Source organism: Vibrio sp. 1562, assembly GCF_033340155.1.
Classification (GTDB): domain Bacteria; phylum Pseudomonadota; class Gammaproteobacteria; order Enterobacterales; family Vibrionaceae; genus Vibrio; species Vibrio alginolyticus.
The window spans coordinates 324,112-338,907 of sequence record NZ_JAWOVY010000001.1 but is presented as its reverse complement, the minus strand read 5'-3'; the positions used below and the strand labels follow the sequence as shown (position 1 = coordinate 338,907).

Annotated in this window: 12 protein-coding genes; 9 read left to right on the top strand and 3 right to left on the bottom strand. The window is 44.5% G+C overall.

Annotated features, from left to right (window positions below):
- Positions 1-67 precede the first annotated feature (67 nt).
- Positions 68-646: a malate synthase gene (locus R7Z49_RS01595; RefSeq protein ID WP_005374156.1), complete on the top strand. Its 579-nt coding sequence runs from the start codon at positions 68-70 to the stop codon at positions 644-646.
- A 90-nt stretch (positions 647-736) separates the two neighbouring features.
- Here the strand turns inward: R7Z49_RS01595 and R7Z49_RS01590 are convergent, their stop codons facing one another.
- A complete protein-coding gene (locus tag R7Z49_RS01590) occupies positions 737-1,750 on the bottom strand; it encodes a GGDEF domain-containing protein (RefSeq protein ID WP_005374150.1) in 1,014 nt (337 codons plus the stop codon).
- A 349-nt stretch (positions 1,751-2,099) separates the two neighbouring features.
- Here R7Z49_RS01590 and R7Z49_RS01585 point away from each other — a divergent pair, with 349 nt between their 5' ends.
- Genes R7Z49_RS01585 through R7Z49_RS01575 form a run of 3 tightly spaced genes read left to right on the top strand, consistent with a single transcriptional unit; the run spans position 2,100 to position 5,703 of the window.
- Positions 2,100-3,452 carry a DASH family cryptochrome gene (locus tag R7Z49_RS01585; RefSeq protein WP_085569242.1) on the top strand — a complete coding sequence of 451 codons (1,353 nt, stop codon included), beginning with the start codon at positions 2,100-2,102 and terminating at the stop codon, positions 3,450-3,452.
- Complete coding sequence (locus R7Z49_RS01580) at positions 3,452-4,996, top strand: cryptochrome/photolyase family protein (protein WP_186585525.1); 1,545 nt, start codon at positions 3,452-3,454, stop codon at positions 4,994-4,996. The genes R7Z49_RS01585 and R7Z49_RS01580 overlap by 1 nt, the downstream gene beginning before the upstream one ends.
- Entirely contained in the window at positions 4,996-5,703 is a 708-nt protein-coding gene (locus R7Z49_RS01575; RefSeq protein ID WP_186585524.1) for an SDR family oxidoreductase, read from the top strand. Before R7Z49_RS01580 ends, R7Z49_RS01575 begins: the two co-directional genes overlap by 1 nt.
- 61 nt (positions 5,704-5,764) lie before the next feature.
- Here R7Z49_RS01575 and R7Z49_RS01570 read toward each other — a convergent pair whose 3' ends face one another.
- Together R7Z49_RS01570 and msrB are read right to left on the bottom strand one after the other, a co-directional pair.
- On the bottom strand, positions 5,765-5,911 hold the full coding sequence (locus R7Z49_RS01570; RefSeq protein ID WP_005374142.1) for a DUF2256 domain-containing protein: 147 nt from the start codon (positions 5,909-5,911) through the stop codon (positions 5,765-5,767).
- A 33-nt stretch (positions 5,912-5,944) separates the two neighbouring features.
- Positions 5,945-7,087, bottom strand: coding sequence for a peptide-methionine (R)-S-oxide reductase MsrB (msrB, locus tag R7Z49_RS01565; RefSeq protein ID WP_132936960.1), 1,143 nt, complete (start codon positions 7,085-7,087; stop codon positions 5,945-5,947).
- A 202-nt stretch (positions 7,088-7,289) separates the two neighbouring features.
- On the opposite strand from msrB, the gene R7Z49_RS01560 reads away from it, so the two are divergent.
- The 5 genes from R7Z49_RS01560 (at position 7,290) to R7Z49_RS01540 (ending at position 14,744) form a co-directional block, all read left to right on the top strand.
- Complete coding sequence (locus tag R7Z49_RS01560) at positions 7,290-7,688, top strand: OsmC family protein (protein ID WP_132936961.1); 399 nt, start codon at positions 7,290-7,292, stop codon at positions 7,686-7,688.
- A gap of 128 nt (positions 7,689-7,816) precedes the next feature.
- Positions 7,817-8,371 carry a sugar O-acetyltransferase gene (locus R7Z49_RS01555; RefSeq protein WP_186585522.1) on the top strand — a complete coding sequence of 185 codons (555 nt, stop codon included), beginning with the start codon at positions 7,817-7,819 and terminating at the stop codon, positions 8,369-8,371.
- Positions 8,372-8,458: 87 nt separating this feature from the next.
- Positions 8,459-8,692: a hypothetical protein gene (locus R7Z49_RS01550; protein WP_005497910.1), complete on the top strand. Its 234-nt coding sequence runs from the start codon at positions 8,459-8,461 to the stop codon at positions 8,690-8,692.
- Between the two features lie 1,032 nt (positions 8,693-9,724).
- Positions 9,725-10,594: a hypothetical protein gene (locus R7Z49_RS01545; RefSeq protein ID WP_005384146.1), complete on the top strand. Its 870-nt coding sequence runs from the start codon at positions 9,725-9,727 to the stop codon at positions 10,592-10,594.
- A gap of 31 nt (positions 10,595-10,625) precedes the next feature.
- Complete coding sequence (locus tag R7Z49_RS01540; protein ID WP_318111238.1) at positions 10,626-14,744, top strand: M66 family metalloprotease; 4,119 nt, start codon at positions 10,626-10,628, stop codon at positions 14,742-14,744.
- Positions 14,745-14,796 lie beyond the last annotated feature (52 nt).

The window sequence follows — 14,796 nt, the reverse complement described above, 5'->3', positions numbered from 1 at the left end:
CCTGAAACTTAAATAAAGGATTTAAGTTTTTACTCTAGGACGAGTTTTTAAGTGCGAGGATATGACGATGAATATGCTGAACTTCGATAAAAAAGAGATGCAACAACAACAACGCCCATTTATCGCTGAAGCCGTATTTGCCGTCGAAGCGGTAAGTGCTGAGCAGCAGAGTGAGAAACAAGTAAAAGCGAAGCAACTACTAGACCGCATGTTTCCATTGGAGAACGGGTCGCACCAAGATGTATCAAGTTACGTGATTGATTACCGCCATGTTTTGGCTTATTTCAAAGACGGTACACACAGCGGCCTGAAAAGCCCAAAACACTTCGTGGCGTACACTGGTGAAAAGGAAGATCCAAAGTCTATTTTGTTCAAAGATGATTCGGGCAATCATGTAGAAGTGCTGTTTGGCTGTCATAAAGGCACTGGTTGCGTGGAATTAGTGGACATTGATGATATTCAATTGGAAACTCGCACGACGTTTCATCCTGAACTAACTGGCAATGCACCAACCGCGATGCGCCATTGGATAAGTCTAATCAAAGGCGACAAAAAAGGTAAGCCGATGGCATGCAGTGAAGATAAAGAATATACCGCAAAAAATGGTGACGACTACATTCTAAGTTACTGTTACAGCGTCGATTAAGATACTCATGATTGGATACAAAAACCCCGCACTTTACAGCGCGGGGTTTTCTTTTTCATCATAAAAGTCGTTTTCGCTTAGCCAGTTTATTTAAATTGGCATCACGCGGTTACGACCGAGTTGTTTTGCTTCATAAAGCTGTTTATCGGCTTTATTGATTAAGGCTTCAGGCGTATCACCCGGCTCAAATTCTGCTACCCCAAAAGAAGCGGTAATGCTGTGAACTTGTGTGCCTGAGCGCTTATCTCTGATACGCAGCTTTTCTATCATGCGGCGTAGTGTGTCTGCATATTGGCGAGCAATTCGCAGAGATTTGTTAGGTACAATTAACGCGAATTCTTCACCACCAAAACGGTACGCACATATCCCATCTCGGCAGCTTTGTTGTAGTCGGCGGGCAATGGCTTTTAATACTGTATCGCCAAAAAGGTGCCCGTAATTGTCGTTAAATGATTTGAAATGATCGATATCAAGCATGATCAAGGTCATTGCCTGATTTGATGCAATAAGTGAAGAGAGATCTTTGTCAAATGCTCGGCGGTTGTATAGGTTTGACAAACCATCGAACAACGCATCTTGCTGTACTTCAGCCAATTGGTTTTTGAGGCGAGAAATTTCTTCACTCGCGTTAGTCAATTGGCTATTCAAAAACTTTGTTGAGTGACGAATTTCGTGTGACTCTGCGACAAGTTGACGAATCACCACCATCACTTCTTCAATGCTTAGGCTATTGTCCTCAACTTTTTCCAGTTTATTAAAGCTTTTGTCTACCATCTCAGAAAAGGAGGAAGTATCTGAAATCGTATCGCTCATTGAACTGGATACTTCATGTAGCAGAACTTCTACATTGGTTCTAAGATCTTCAAGGCTGGTTTCTGCTTTGCTGGCCACATAGTTGTTGTAAAGCTGCTTATTGGTTGCTGGCGGGCAAATACCGTAGTTTTCTAACACCGTGTCTAACTCAAAGTTGAGTTCTGGAATGGTCTTGTCAACGTAGGTATACCAAAGCGCGTAGTTGGCTGGCGTGGCAGCAACATGGTTTTTGATCATCAGTGGGACCGCTTTTTTTAAATTAGCGGTTGATTTCTTAAACTCGTCGGTCATTTCTGCGATGGTACTAGCAAAATGGGATTGGGCTTAGATTAACGGATATTAACTAATGTCGCTTTAATTTTTATCACTTTTGCATGGTTTATATAGAAAATGAGTGATTAAGATCGTGATCAATACCGTTGGATTCGAATTTTATAAAATATCAGTATGAAACATGTACAGGCATTTGGTGGTATTGCGTGTTTTGAGATATCCAGCAAATGGATTCCGTGTAAACGTTAGTAACCTAATGATCGTCAAACTCTCGTTTTCGTATAAAAGCAAGTAAATCAAAAGGCTTAACGTCAGGGTCTCCGTGAAAAGAACTCGTAGACGAAGAATTAACATCTGAGGGTGCGAATTGAAAAAGAAAATAGGACTTTATTGGTTCACGAACGACTTGCGATTGCACGACAACCCACTGTTGAAAAGCGCCAGTGTAGAAATGGACGAGTTAATTTGCTTGTATTGCTACCCTTCAATGACGCCTTACTTGCATCACTTTGCGCAGGAAGCCTCTTTCGGGCGTGCGAAATTGCAGTTTCTCGACTTATCGCTTAGTGAACTCAATCAATCTTTGAATCACCTTGGTCAGCGATTATGGGCGGTTGAACTGACGCCCGATCAAGCAATCAAGTATGCTGTTAATCGCTTCGACGTCACACATATATATGCTGACGCCTTTCCCGGTTCGGATGAGCAACAAGCGTTAGATCGCGCAGTTGAAGGCGCGTCTCATGTAAAAATAAAACAGCAAGCAATCCGGACCCTGTTAAGGGAAGAACAACTGCCATTTGACTTGAGCAATCTGCCTACGACTTTCACGCAGTTTAGAAAGCAAGTTGAAGGTTTAGACATCTCTCGGCCCCACGAGAGTATCCGTTCGTTACCTCCAATTCCTTTAGGTGTGAATCTTCCTTCCGTTACTGCATATTACTTTGACACAAAAGCTGCGTTTCATGGTGGAGAAAGCCGCGGGCTTGAACATTGTCGCCAGTATTTTGCTTCCACACTAGCCAGTGAATACAAACAAACACGCAATGGTTTAGATGGCATGGATTACTCCACCAAGTTCTCTCCTTGGCTAGCTCATGGGTGCGTTTCTCCGAAAACTATTTATGCCATGTTGAAACGTTATGAAGCGGAGAATGGTGCAAATGATTCAACCTACTGGATTTACTTCGAGCTGCTTTGGCGTGAATACTTTTATTGGTATGCCCGTCGACACAAGCGACAGCTCTTCCGATTCGGTGGCATCCAAAATCAAGCACCACTCACCAGCTTTTACGCGCACCGTTTTCAACAATGGAAGAAAGGTGAAACGCCATTTCCTATCGTCAATGCGTGTATGCACCAACTTAATGAAACCGGTTATATGTCGAATCGTGGCAGACAGTTAGTCGCCAGTTGTTTGGTGCATGAACTTGGCCTCGATTGGCGTTATGGCGCGGCGTACTTTGAGTCACAACTGGTTGATTACGATGTGGCATCAAACTGGGGAAATTGGCAATACCTAGCGGGCGTTGGTGCTGATCCGCGTGGTTCACGACAATTCAACCTCGAAAAGCAAACCGAAATGTACGATCCGCACATGGAGTTCATCGATAGGTGGCAAGGTCGTTGTCCTGGCGCGCATTTGGATAGTGTAGACATGGTCGATTGGCCGATTGTGATGGGCAGCAGTGACAAAGCTTCGTCATCGGAGAAACCGTAATGCAATTTGAAACCGTACGATTGATCTTGGGCGATCAACTTAACAGTGAGCACTCTTGGTTTCAGCAACCGGATGAGCAAGTGCTTTACCTGATTGCGGAGCTCAAGCAAGAGAATACATACGTCACGCACCATATTCAGAAAGTGTGTGCGTTCTTTTCTGCAATGGAACAGTTTGCGAAAGAGCGTCAGAGTGAAGGTCACCAAGTTCTGTACCTCACATTGGATGACACACAATCCTTCGACGATCTTGAGCAAGTCTTGCAACACTACGCGAGTGAAGTTGGTGCAAGTAAGTTTGAATATCAACGCCCGGATGAATACCGTCTGCTGGAGCAGTTAGCCAAACTAAAGCTTGATGGGGTCGTGACGCGTTGTGTCGACTCGGAACATTTTTTGTTGCCGTTTGAGGAAATAGAATCGCAGTTTCCTCAAGGCAAACACATCATGATGGAGCACTTTTACCGCCGTATGCGCAAGCGCTTCGACATCTTGATGCAAGACGGAAAGCCCGTCGGCGGAAAATGGAATTACGATGCCAATAATCGTAACAAGCTCAAAGCCAAAGACATTGAACAACTTCCACAACCTTTGATGTTCAGTGCCGACGTAAGCGACATTATTGAGCGATTGGCAAAACATGACATCAAAACTATCGGAAATCTCGAAGGAGACTTGTTGTGGCCGATCAATCGCGCGCAAAGCCTCTCTTTACTCGCGCATTTCTGCCAAGTCTGTCTGCCGTTGTTCGGCCGTTTTCAAGACGCCATGACAGGCCAGCATGATGCTAAGTGGAGCTTGTATCACAGCCGAATTTCATTCTCGCTTAACAGCAAATTGCTGCACCCGAGAGAAGTCATTGATGCTTCACTCAAGGCATTTCATTCCAACGCGGACATCGACATTTCTCAAGTTGAAGGGTTTATTCGCCAAATATTAGGATGGCGAGAGTACATTCGAGGCGTCTATTGGGCGAACATGCCTCATTACCCGAAAAAGAACGAGCTGGGCGCAGAAAGAAAGCTGCCAAACTTCTTTTGGAGTGGCGAAACCAAAATGGCCTGTATGCGCAATGCGATTGAGCAGTCCCTCGATTATGCCTACGCACACCACATCCAACGTTTGATGGTCACTGGTAACTTTTGCTTGCTAACCGAGATCGACCCAGATCAAGTGGATGAGTGGTATCTCGGTATCTATGTTGATGCGATTGAATGGGTCGAAATGCCGAACACACGTGGCATGGCATTGTTTGCGGATGGCGGCATTGTTGGCACCAAACCTTACGCGGCGAGTGGTTCTTACATCAACAAAATGAGCGACTACTGTAAAGGTTGCCATTACGACAATAAGGCGAGGAGCGGAGAAGGCTCGTGTCCGTTTAACAGCCTTTATTGGCGCTTTATGAACAAGCACGACAAGCGCCTCGCAGCCAATCCACGAATCGGGATGATTTTCCGCTCTTGGGACAACATGGAAGAACAGCAACGCCAAGCGATTCTTGATACCGCAGAGCACTACATAGAAAACGTGGAGAACTTGTGATGGAAATACTCATCGTCGGTGGCAATGGTGGAATTGGTTTGGCAGTGGTGAGAGAAGCCGCAGCTCGGTTCCCTCAAGCGCGCGTGCATGCCACTTATCGTAAGCAGCAACCAGATTGGCAACACCCAAATGTCGTTTGGCATCAAGTGGATGTATCGCAAGACGAGCAGATAAAAGCGTTCAGTGAGCAGATTGAACACGTCGATTGGTTGGTGAACTGTGTTGGTATGTTGCACACCCAAGAGAAAGGCCCTGAAAAGAATCTTAATTCGCTCGACGCAGACTTCTTTCAGCAAACCATCACGGTTAATACTTTGCCAAGTTTGCTGTTGGCGAAATACTTCACGCCCAAGCTAAAGCGCAGTACTGCACCCAAGTTTGCGACCATTTCGGCCAAAGTTGGCAGCATTAGCGATAATCAGTTAGGTGGTTGGTACAGCTATCGAGCATCGAAAGCCGCATTAAACATGTTCCTAAAAACCATGTCGATCGAATGGCAAAGAGTGGTCAAACATGGCACGGTGCTTTCACTTCACCCTGGCACCACAGATACCGCTTTGTCGGCACCTTTTCAAACCAATGTCCCAGAGGGAAAGTTGTTTACGCCAGAGCGAGTTGCTAAGGATTTATTAGGCTTGATAGAAAAAGCAACCCCGCAAGATAGCGGGGCGTTTTGGGCTTATGATGGGACGTTATTACCTTGGTAAGAGAACGCGTACAAACGTTAATACAAATGAAATAACATACTCCAGAGAGGGTCGGAGTGACCTACGTTTTCGTTGATTTATTTCTTCGGCAACGCTCAGAACAATAAACGATTTCCTCCCAATTTCGCGCCCACTTCTTTCTCCAAGAAAATGGGCGCTGACAGACCGGACAGACTTTCATGGGAAGGTTGGATTTAAAACCTTTCATCGCGCTGAATGTTCACTCCTAATTTGGTTAAAACTACTTATCAAATAGGTACAGGTAATCGCCGTAGCCTAAACTCGCCATCTTGTTCACAGGTACAAATTTCATCGCAGCAGAGTTCATACAATAGCGTAATCCCGTCGGCTTCGGACCATCTTTAAACACATGACCTAGGTGTGAATCACCAAACTTACTGCGGATCTCCGTTCTAGGGTAGAGCAGTTTATAATCGGTTTTCTCCACGATGTAAGCCGGGTTAATTGGTCGAGTAAAGCTTGGCCAACCTGTGCCAGATTTGTATTTATCAGTAGAAGAAAATAGCGGTTCACCGGTCACAATATCCACATAAATTCCCGCTTCTTTGTTGTCCCAGTATTCGTTATCAAACGGACGCTCCGTGCCTTCTTCTTGCGTCACGTAATACTGTAGCTCTGTTAAGTTTGATTTGATTTCAGACTGAGCAGGCTTACTGTACGCTTTCACTTTCGAAAGCAGCTTTTTTTCTTCAATCAACTGTCGAAGTGTTTTAGGGCTTTCTTTTCGATCTTCACCAAATACTTCGTCGAGATATTTATCGCGACCTGATGCGTAGCGGTAGTATTTGTACTTCAGGCTACTCTTCTTGTAGTAATCCTGATGGTACGATTCCGCAGGGTAGAACTTTTCAAACTCGATCAGTTCTGTTTTCAACGGTTTTGGATAGATCATCGCCTTGTCGATTTCCATCATAAACTGCTCAGCAATCTGCTTTTGCTCCGCATTAAGATAGAAGATCGCCGGGCGGTATTGGGGACCACGGTCGACGAATGAGCCTTTGTCGTCAGTCGGGTCGATATGGCGGAAGAAGTAGTCCAGCACTTGTTCGTAGTTCACGACAGCAGGATCGTACTTCACCTCAATCACTTCAATATGACCAGATTTACCAGAAGAGACTTGGCGGTAAGTCGGGTTTTCAATATGACCACCTGAATAACCTGATACAACATCGATTACGCCGGGCAGTTGCTCTAAATCCGATTCTGTACACCAGAAACAACCGCCAGCTAGCGTTGCGATTCTTGTATTCTCTGAAGCCTTCAGCTTATCCATCGTATCGGCGGTACCTGTTTTACTCAATAGTAGAAACAAGACTGGAAGTGCGAAGGAGAAACCGGCCAATAACTTAGACATATTCTTCATAGCTACCTCATCGTTATTTTTGTAGAAAGTGTTACTTAAATAAAAAGTGTTACGTATAGAGAAAGGTAACCGAGCGAAAAAATTACAGTAATGTTGAAAATTCCGTTGCCCTTTTATGCGATAGAGCTAAAGTATCGACAAGAAACACACCGCTAGTAAGGGCAACGATGCCTTGAATAAGCGATGCTAAATGAGGTAAATCATGCAAGCTGAAGTTAAATGGATAGAAGATTTTAAATTCCTTGGGCAATCTCAGTCGGGCCACTCCGTAGTGATGGATGGCAATGGTGGTGCAACCGCACCAAGCCCAATGGAAATGGTACTAATGGCTGCTGGTGGCTGTAGCTCAGTCGATGTTGTTGATGGTTTGAAAACAGCAGGCCAAAAGGTTTCGTCAGTTAATGCCAAGCTAACCACAGAGCGTCGTGAAACCGCACCGCGTATCTTTACGCAAGTGAATATCCACTTTCAAGTGTCAGGTGACGAGCTTGACCCAGAAGTCGTAGCAAAAGTGGCGGCTGACTCGCTAGAAAAATACTGCTCGGTTTGCTTAATGCTAGGCGAAGGTGTTGAGATGACCCACAGTTGGGAAATTGTGTAAGTTGACAGACTCCACAAAATATAAAAACAGGAAAGAGAAAAGTCCGGGCTTTTCTCTTTTTTTATTTCGCAGTCACGTACCTTGTGAGGAGTCTGAAAGCAGTAATTGCAGGTTGTAGGAGTCTTCCAGTGACAGAACTAGAAAAAATGATGTCTGGCCAGGTCTTTGATGGCATGGACAAAGAAATTGACGCCATTAGAAGCCATGCTCTTCAAGCACTTAGAGCACTCAATAATAACACCGACGAAAGTCAGCGCGACGAATTGCAAAAGCAGCTATTTGGCAAGGTAGGCCGTTGTATTGTCCAGGTCCCTTTTCATTGTGAATTTGGTAAGACCATCGAAATAGGTGAAGAAACCTTTATCAACATGAACGTGGTCATGCTCGATGGTGCCAAAATTACCATCGGGAACCACGTGCTCATTGGACCGAGCGTGCAATTTTATACCGCTTCTCATTCTGTTGATTACCGAAGTCGCCGACGTTGGGAAACGTTTTGTAAACCCATCACGATTGAAGATGATGTGTGGATTGGCGGAAATTCGGTCATTAACCAAGGTGTGACGATAGGTGCTCGCTCAGTAATTGCGGCGAATTCAGTCGTTAACCATGATGTGCCGCCAGATTGTCTATACGGAGGCACACCAGCGAAGTTGATTCGTCGTCTCAACGAAGAAGAGTAAGAATCGATAGTGATGGCATGATGACTCGCTTTACGGGCGTAAGAGAATCATGCCATCAGAAAGGGATAATTCGTCAAGGAGTCTAAGATGTCGAACAAGACAGAAGTCCTCATGTGCCCTACATGTGGGGTAGAAACGCATCATGTCGTGGTGTTAGTTAGAAAGAAAAGTGGCTATGAAGGCGATAAAAATCGCAACAAGAAAGAGTTCATCGCTGGCTTTCTTAAAAGTGTAGTGTTCGGCGCCTTCCTTGCTTCTATGGATGAATTTGAACGTCACTTGATCTGCGAAAACTGTGGTCATAAAACCATTCAACAGTAACTGATAGTCTTTCTTTCTCTGCATAAGTTCATAAGTGCGGTTTGAAGCACTGGTTATTCAAATCGCATTATCCTCTTTTAGTGCTTTTGCTCTTCTTATGTTCCTCTCTCAAAAGTGAGTCACATCAGTACGCATTTTAACCGCTTGGATGCAGGTAACTCACTGCTATGTATAATAAATTTTGGTGGGAAATACGTGTTTCAGCTCGATGTTTAACCTCTGTTCTATCGACACGTTTTGAGTCAGTAAACACTTAAATTTCGTTTACTTTATGTTGTACGCAGTGCAATTGTGTGAAATTAGTCACATTAATGTTTAATTTATGAAAAAATAATTAATGAATAGTAATTCACAAATATGCTGACCGTATGTGCTATTTAGTTTTGACTTATCTTTTGAATATTCACTTGGTGAATGCTTTGTTGTTTTTAGATTGACTGAAGGTTTGATTTTCTATTCAAACTTGTGAAAGGTTGAATCGATATATTAGAAAACATGAATTTGATCTTGTTTCTATCTTTTGTTTTAAATGCGAAATTCATTATTAACAACGGATGGTTTTGATGATTTCTCTTATGTGTATCCCACCAATTTTAGAAATTGAAAATTAAACTTTCTCAATACAATAACGACTAAAATTAAACGGAATGATGTTCTTATATTTTTATTGTATTTTAACTTATACATTTTGACTCATTCATTTTAACTGTTTTTGTTGATTTTAAGTTGTTGATAATAATTGCCTTTTAACTTTTGTTTTAATGACGTTGCTTTGCTGTTTCTTTAATGTTGTGGTGTGTGGCTTTATTTATAAAAAGTCATTTTAAAGTACGTTTTTAAGCAAATTAGAACGCGACAATACTCAGATAAATAGTATTAAAAAGTTAAATAAGGATTTAACCATAAGAGTAATTTTATGGTTGATAGGTTTATTGGGGTTGATTATCTGAATTTTTATGGAATTTCATCCCAATAATCTGTTTGTCTTTAAGTTTATTCTAATAAACTTAATTCTCATGGAAGTTTCAAAACATGCAGCACACAACAAAGTGGATGATGACGCCGCTTGCAATGTTGTTGGGTACGCTGTTTTCAGCGCCATCATTCGCGGTGGAAACGAGTGTAATTGATAGCACTAGCACGCCTGAATCTACACAAAATGAAGGAGATACGTCCTGTATTGTTTGTAAGTTTAGTGGGGCCGTTTACCTATCTTACGATACAAACATTTACGATAAAGACGACTACCGTTCTGTCCGCAATTTCTCGTGGGGAGGCGATCTCGTTTATTCCTTTTCGAGCGACACAAAAGCCTATTTTTCTACGGGGGGCTATCGTGCCCTAGAAGATGAAGTCGGCACCTACGCGACAGATTCGGTGTTGGGCTTGCAATACACGAACCTATATCGCTTTGGAGATACAGGGAAAATCGGCGTTGCGGGTCAGCTCACCATTCCAACTTCAGAAACATCTCGTAAAGATGAACTGCACACCGCGGTTCGTTTAGATGTGCCGATCTCTTTTTCAGCTTGGAGCGTCGATTTTTCGGTTTCGCCAAGACTGAGAAAAAATTTCCACGAATACAAAACCATGGGTGGACGCTCGCTGACTGAGTGGACTTACTCGTTGTTTGCTGTTGCGGAAAAGTCGTGGGAATCGTTCGCAGTGGGGATTACGGCGTTAGGTGGTAACAGCATCAGTTATCAAGGTACGCGCAGAAGCAGTTGGCAGTATGAGGGGGCGTTGTACGGCACATACGAGTTTGATGAAAGCTGGTCATTGCTACTCGCGGCATCATCAACGGGTTTCTATCAAGATGCAGAGCGAGGCACCTTGGGCAACATCGATTTGTTGGACCAAGAGAAAGCGTCTTACATCGTGACAGTGACTTACTCCTTCTAGGAAAATAACAACAATTAAGGATATCCAAATAATGTTTAAAAAATTGACTCTGGTGTCAGCAATAACGGCCGCACTTGCAGGCTGTGGCGCAGATGATCAGGCGTATGACTATGTCGAAAGAGATGCAAAAGAAGTCGCAGTAAAAGACCTTAAAGACGGTCGTTGGTTTTACGTTCCGACGACTGGTGCCGCGCCACGCTTTGCTCTGAACCAATTCCCATTCTTGCAAGGTTCACCTCGTTACGTTGAGCTTTGTTTTACCAAAGAAGGTCTGGAAGTTCGCAGTTACGATAAAAACTACCCAGACGCGCATCTAAGCAAAGATGCTAATAACTACTGCGGTGAAGAGAAATTTGTCGCAGACGACGACGGCGTTAACTTCGCGCAAGTGCTGACGATTCCGGGTGACTTTGCGGCGTATCGCTGTCAAGAAGACGCGCATGGTGATTGCACCAACAAAGAAGAAACCAACGAAGACGCAAGCCTAAACTACAAGAAGAAAACCCACTTCACTCCTCGTCCTGAAGATCTCGAAATTGCAGAATTCAATATGGAAGATCTGTATGGCATTACCGAAGGCATTGATGAAATTGGCGCACCACGATTGATCTCGTGGGACTTTGACCCTAAAAACGGTCTTCTCAATTTCGAACTAGAGCGCACGTTCCGTATCGATTTAGATAATATTTCTGACTACATCAACTTTGCAACGAAAGCGAGCTTGGATGAAGCGCTTGTGGATGGCGCGTTTAAATCTCGTTTCTACTACTCGTTAGTGCACGAAAGTGAAGTGGCAACCGAAGGTTACCAACCGATCTTGTACCCTGTGGGTGATGAGAACGACATTGGTTTCTTCACCACGTCGACGAAAAAGCTTAACCCAGTCACGAATAAATACGACCGTGATGTGGTTTACCTCAATCGTTTCAACCCAGATCAAGGCTCTATCAAATATTACTTGAGCGACAATTTCTTTGAAGAGAAGAACAAGTTGTTCTTGGATGCAACGCTGCAATCGATCGACAAGATGAACCAAGCGCTGAATGTATTTGGGGCGGATGCAGGCAAGCCTGAAATCGAGATTGTGAACAAAACCAAAGCGGCTGGTATTCACCCAGGTGATCTGCGTTACAACGTGATTAACCTGATTGACGAGCCTCTAGCGAACGGTCTGCTTGGCTATGGCCCGTCGGTTTCTAACCCGATGACGGGGGAAATCATCAAAGGCCACGTGAACCAATACGCAGGTGTTGCAAGAACGGGTGTGCCTTTCTATTGGGACAACTTGGCGCGTTTCTATAATCGTAATCAACTGGACTTAGATGGCTTAGATCCATTGCCAACCAGCAGCGAATCTGTGAAAACAGAAGTCGCGGATAGAATTGAAGCGCTTTCTACAATGGCGGCGATGGCGAGCCTGAAATCGGATGGAAACATTCATGCGCCGCTCGTTTCAAAAGAAGACATCGTTTCTGGAAAAGCAGCGACGAAGAGCCCAACTCAGCTAATGAAAAACTTCAATGATGACATGGAGTTTGAAAAGGTGGTTGAAGCTGAAGAGAACCGTTTGTCTTTCTGGGCAGAGAACAACGTCTATCCAATCGAAGCGTCGTGGGTTTCTTCAACCAACAAGGCCATGTTGGACAACTTGAAGTTGGATGACGAGCGTTACTTTGAGATCAAACTCGATGACGCAGGTAACGAAGTATCGCGTCAGCTTAAGCGTTGGAAATACCTACCAAAAGAGTTGCAAGTGAAAGCCGCAGATGCGATTACGGTTGCGACTTACAGCAATACGCTTGTTCACGAGCTTGGTCATAACATGGGTCTGCGCCATAACTTTAAAGGCTCAAATGACAAAGCGAACTACTACACGCTAGAGCAAGCGCATCAACTTGGTTTGAACAACATTCCTGCTTACAGTTCGACAATGGACTACGCACCAAGCATGTTGGATGAAACGCCAACTTGGGGTCTGTACGACATTGCGGCGTTTAAGTTTGGCTACGGTCGTAAAGTCGAGACGATTCAAGATTCTTCAGGTTCAGCTCCTGCGCCTGTTGCGAAACCGGCAGACAGTGCGAGCGATGAAGACAAAGCGGCATACGCTCGTTACCTCGCTGATCAGCAAGCCTACCAACAAAGCTTTGCATACAAGTTTGGCAACAATCCAGACAACACATCGCTGATGGTGTGTTCTGAAGTGAAGGCACTAACGGGGAGCGAGAAAGGCAAATCACTCTACAACTGTGACTTCAGCCGATTCGATACCGCCGCGTTGTCTGATGATCCTGAACTGAATGCGAAAACTCGTTATGGCGCACTTTACTACCTAGATAAAGTGAATGAAATTGAGCGTAAGTCTTACGATTTCTGTACCGATGGGAACGTTTCTCTAAACAGCGACTGTAACCGTTTTGACGAAGGTACAAACCTAGAAGAAATTGTTTCTTACGAGTGGCAGAACTATCTCGATAGCTATGATCGACGCAACTTGGAGTTATATGGGACGACGGGATTATTCTCGTCCGATTATCCTGGTTACTTAGTGCGCCGTTATATGGAAATGAGCGCTATCCGTGACAAGATGGAAGATCTTGAGCGCATCGATAACCTGTACACCAATCTTGGTTACACTTCGTCAACGGATAAGCCGGGTGATTTCTTATTGCGCATTGCTTCAAACCCTCAATACTGTAGCGAAGGCAAAGCCGATAACTCATGGTTCTGTGATTACGCGAATGGGGCGAAAAAATCCGCGGCGTTCTTCCTTGATATCTTGCGCACACCAGAGCATCAATGTGTGATAGAAAATGCGGCAGGCAACCAAAAAGTGATTTCTTTTGGTCAACTGTTAGACAACAACTCACACCAAATTCCGGCTGATTACGATCTTTCAACAGCCAGCTGTTTTGATGATTTGGCAGCACGCTTTATCGAAGATTCAGATGAGGGTTATATAGCTGTTGCGGAAACTGCGAATGGACGCTTCCTAAACTCAATTGGTAGCTTTGACCCTGATTATCCTTGGTCAAATGCGGTGTCTGTGTTGGGCAACTGGCCAGACAAAGCGTTGGCGAGCCACTTCTTAGCACGTCGATTCTCGAACCGTTTTACCGATGAGGTGAGCTTTGCATCGCTGCTTGATATCCCTGGGGTGCAAGCTGAATACGAAGACATCATGGGCAACATCGTGGCAAATGACGCGTTAAATACGCCAGTTAAATTGGTGGGTAAAGACGGTAAGGAATACACCAATCTAAAAGGTGTTACCGTGAACCTACACATCACTGAGCAAATGGAGTCCCTACCACCAATGCCTCGTGGTATTGCAAGATTCCTTGATATTGGTGCAGAAGGCCGCGGACGTGTTGGCGATGTCATCTTGAGAATGGGAGTGCGCCAAATGAAGTCTTACGACTACACAGTGAAGACTCGTGGTCAATCTCAGTTTGATACGTTTACGAAGCAGCAAGACCGCTACGGTATTATTGCGGGTGACAAGGTTGAGTTTGTTATCGACGGCGAGAAGTTTGTGGCAACAAAAGCAAACAAGCTGGCTTACGACTACGCAAATCAACTGGTGACGTCCAAAGGTTACGATCTAAAAACGTACCTAGATAGCTATGAGCCTGCAACACTAAACAAGGTCGCAGAGAGCATCGATAGCGCTTGGGGGCCATTCCGAACAGCGATTGTCCCAGCGTTCCACGATCCTGTATTGCTGCTGGATGCGCCAATGGTCAACGCAATGAAGCGAACCATTGATGCGGATATTGCGGCAGGTGTGCTGTCGTTCAGCCAGTCTTTCATCAACTTTACGACAGCGAATGTGACTTCGGGTGATTTGGTCATCGATGCAACTTCGGGCACATTGAGCTATAAAGGTGGTAAAGCGCACGATGAGCTGAAAGCGTTCGAAGCTTACACAGATGCGATGCTTTTGATTTACAACGATCACGCCGAAGACATGATGTTCGCGGTCGACAATGTGTACGCAGGGTACATGGCGTCTTCAGATGCTGACAAAGAACTTTGGCTGAAAGATCTCAATATGATTCAAGCGTATTTGCGTGGTGATATCGGCGCTGTGGCTGGTGATTACTACAAGATGCTTGATCGCCTACCAACTGCAGTGAGTTTCCAGTAAATAACTCTTAATTCACTCATACAAAGGCCTGCAGCAATGCAGGCCTTTTTCG

Bases quoted from the DNA above. Each gene is read 5' to 3' on its own strand.
- R7Z49_RS01595 (WP_005374156.1), top strand. From the start codon at position 68: ATGAATATGCTGAACTTCGATAAAAAAGAGATGCAACAACAACAACGC.
- R7Z49_RS01590 (WP_005374150.1), bottom strand. From the start codon at position 1,750: ATGACCGACGAGTTTAAGAAATCAACCGCTAATTTAAAAAAAGCGGTC.
- R7Z49_RS01580 (WP_186585525.1), top strand. From the start codon at position 3,452: ATGCAATTTGAAACCGTACGATTGATCTTGGGCGATCAACTTAACAGT.
- R7Z49_RS01575 (WP_186585524.1), top strand. From the start codon at position 4,996: ATGGAAATACTCATCGTCGGTGGCAATGGTGGAATTGGTTTGGCAGTG.
- R7Z49_RS01570 (WP_005374142.1), bottom strand. From the start codon at position 5,911: ATGAAAGGTTTTAAATCCAACCTTCCCATGAAAGTCTGTCCGGTCTGT.
- msrB (WP_132936960.1), bottom strand. From the start codon at position 7,087: ATGAAGAATATGTCTAAGTTATTGGCCGGTTTCTCCTTCGCACTTCCA.
- R7Z49_RS01560 (WP_132936961.1), top strand. From the start codon at position 7,290: ATGCAAGCTGAAGTTAAATGGATAGAAGATTTTAAATTCCTTGGGCAA.
- R7Z49_RS01550 (WP_005497910.1), top strand. From the start codon at position 8,459: ATGTCGAACAAGACAGAAGTCCTCATGTGCCCTACATGTGGGGTAGAA.
- R7Z49_RS01545 (WP_005384146.1), top strand. From the start codon at position 9,725: ATGCAGCACACAACAAAGTGGATGATGACGCCGCTTGCAATGTTGTTG.
- R7Z49_RS01540 (WP_318111238.1), top strand. From the start codon at position 10,626: ATGTTTAAAAAATTGACTCTGGTGTCAGCAATAACGGCCGCACTTGCA.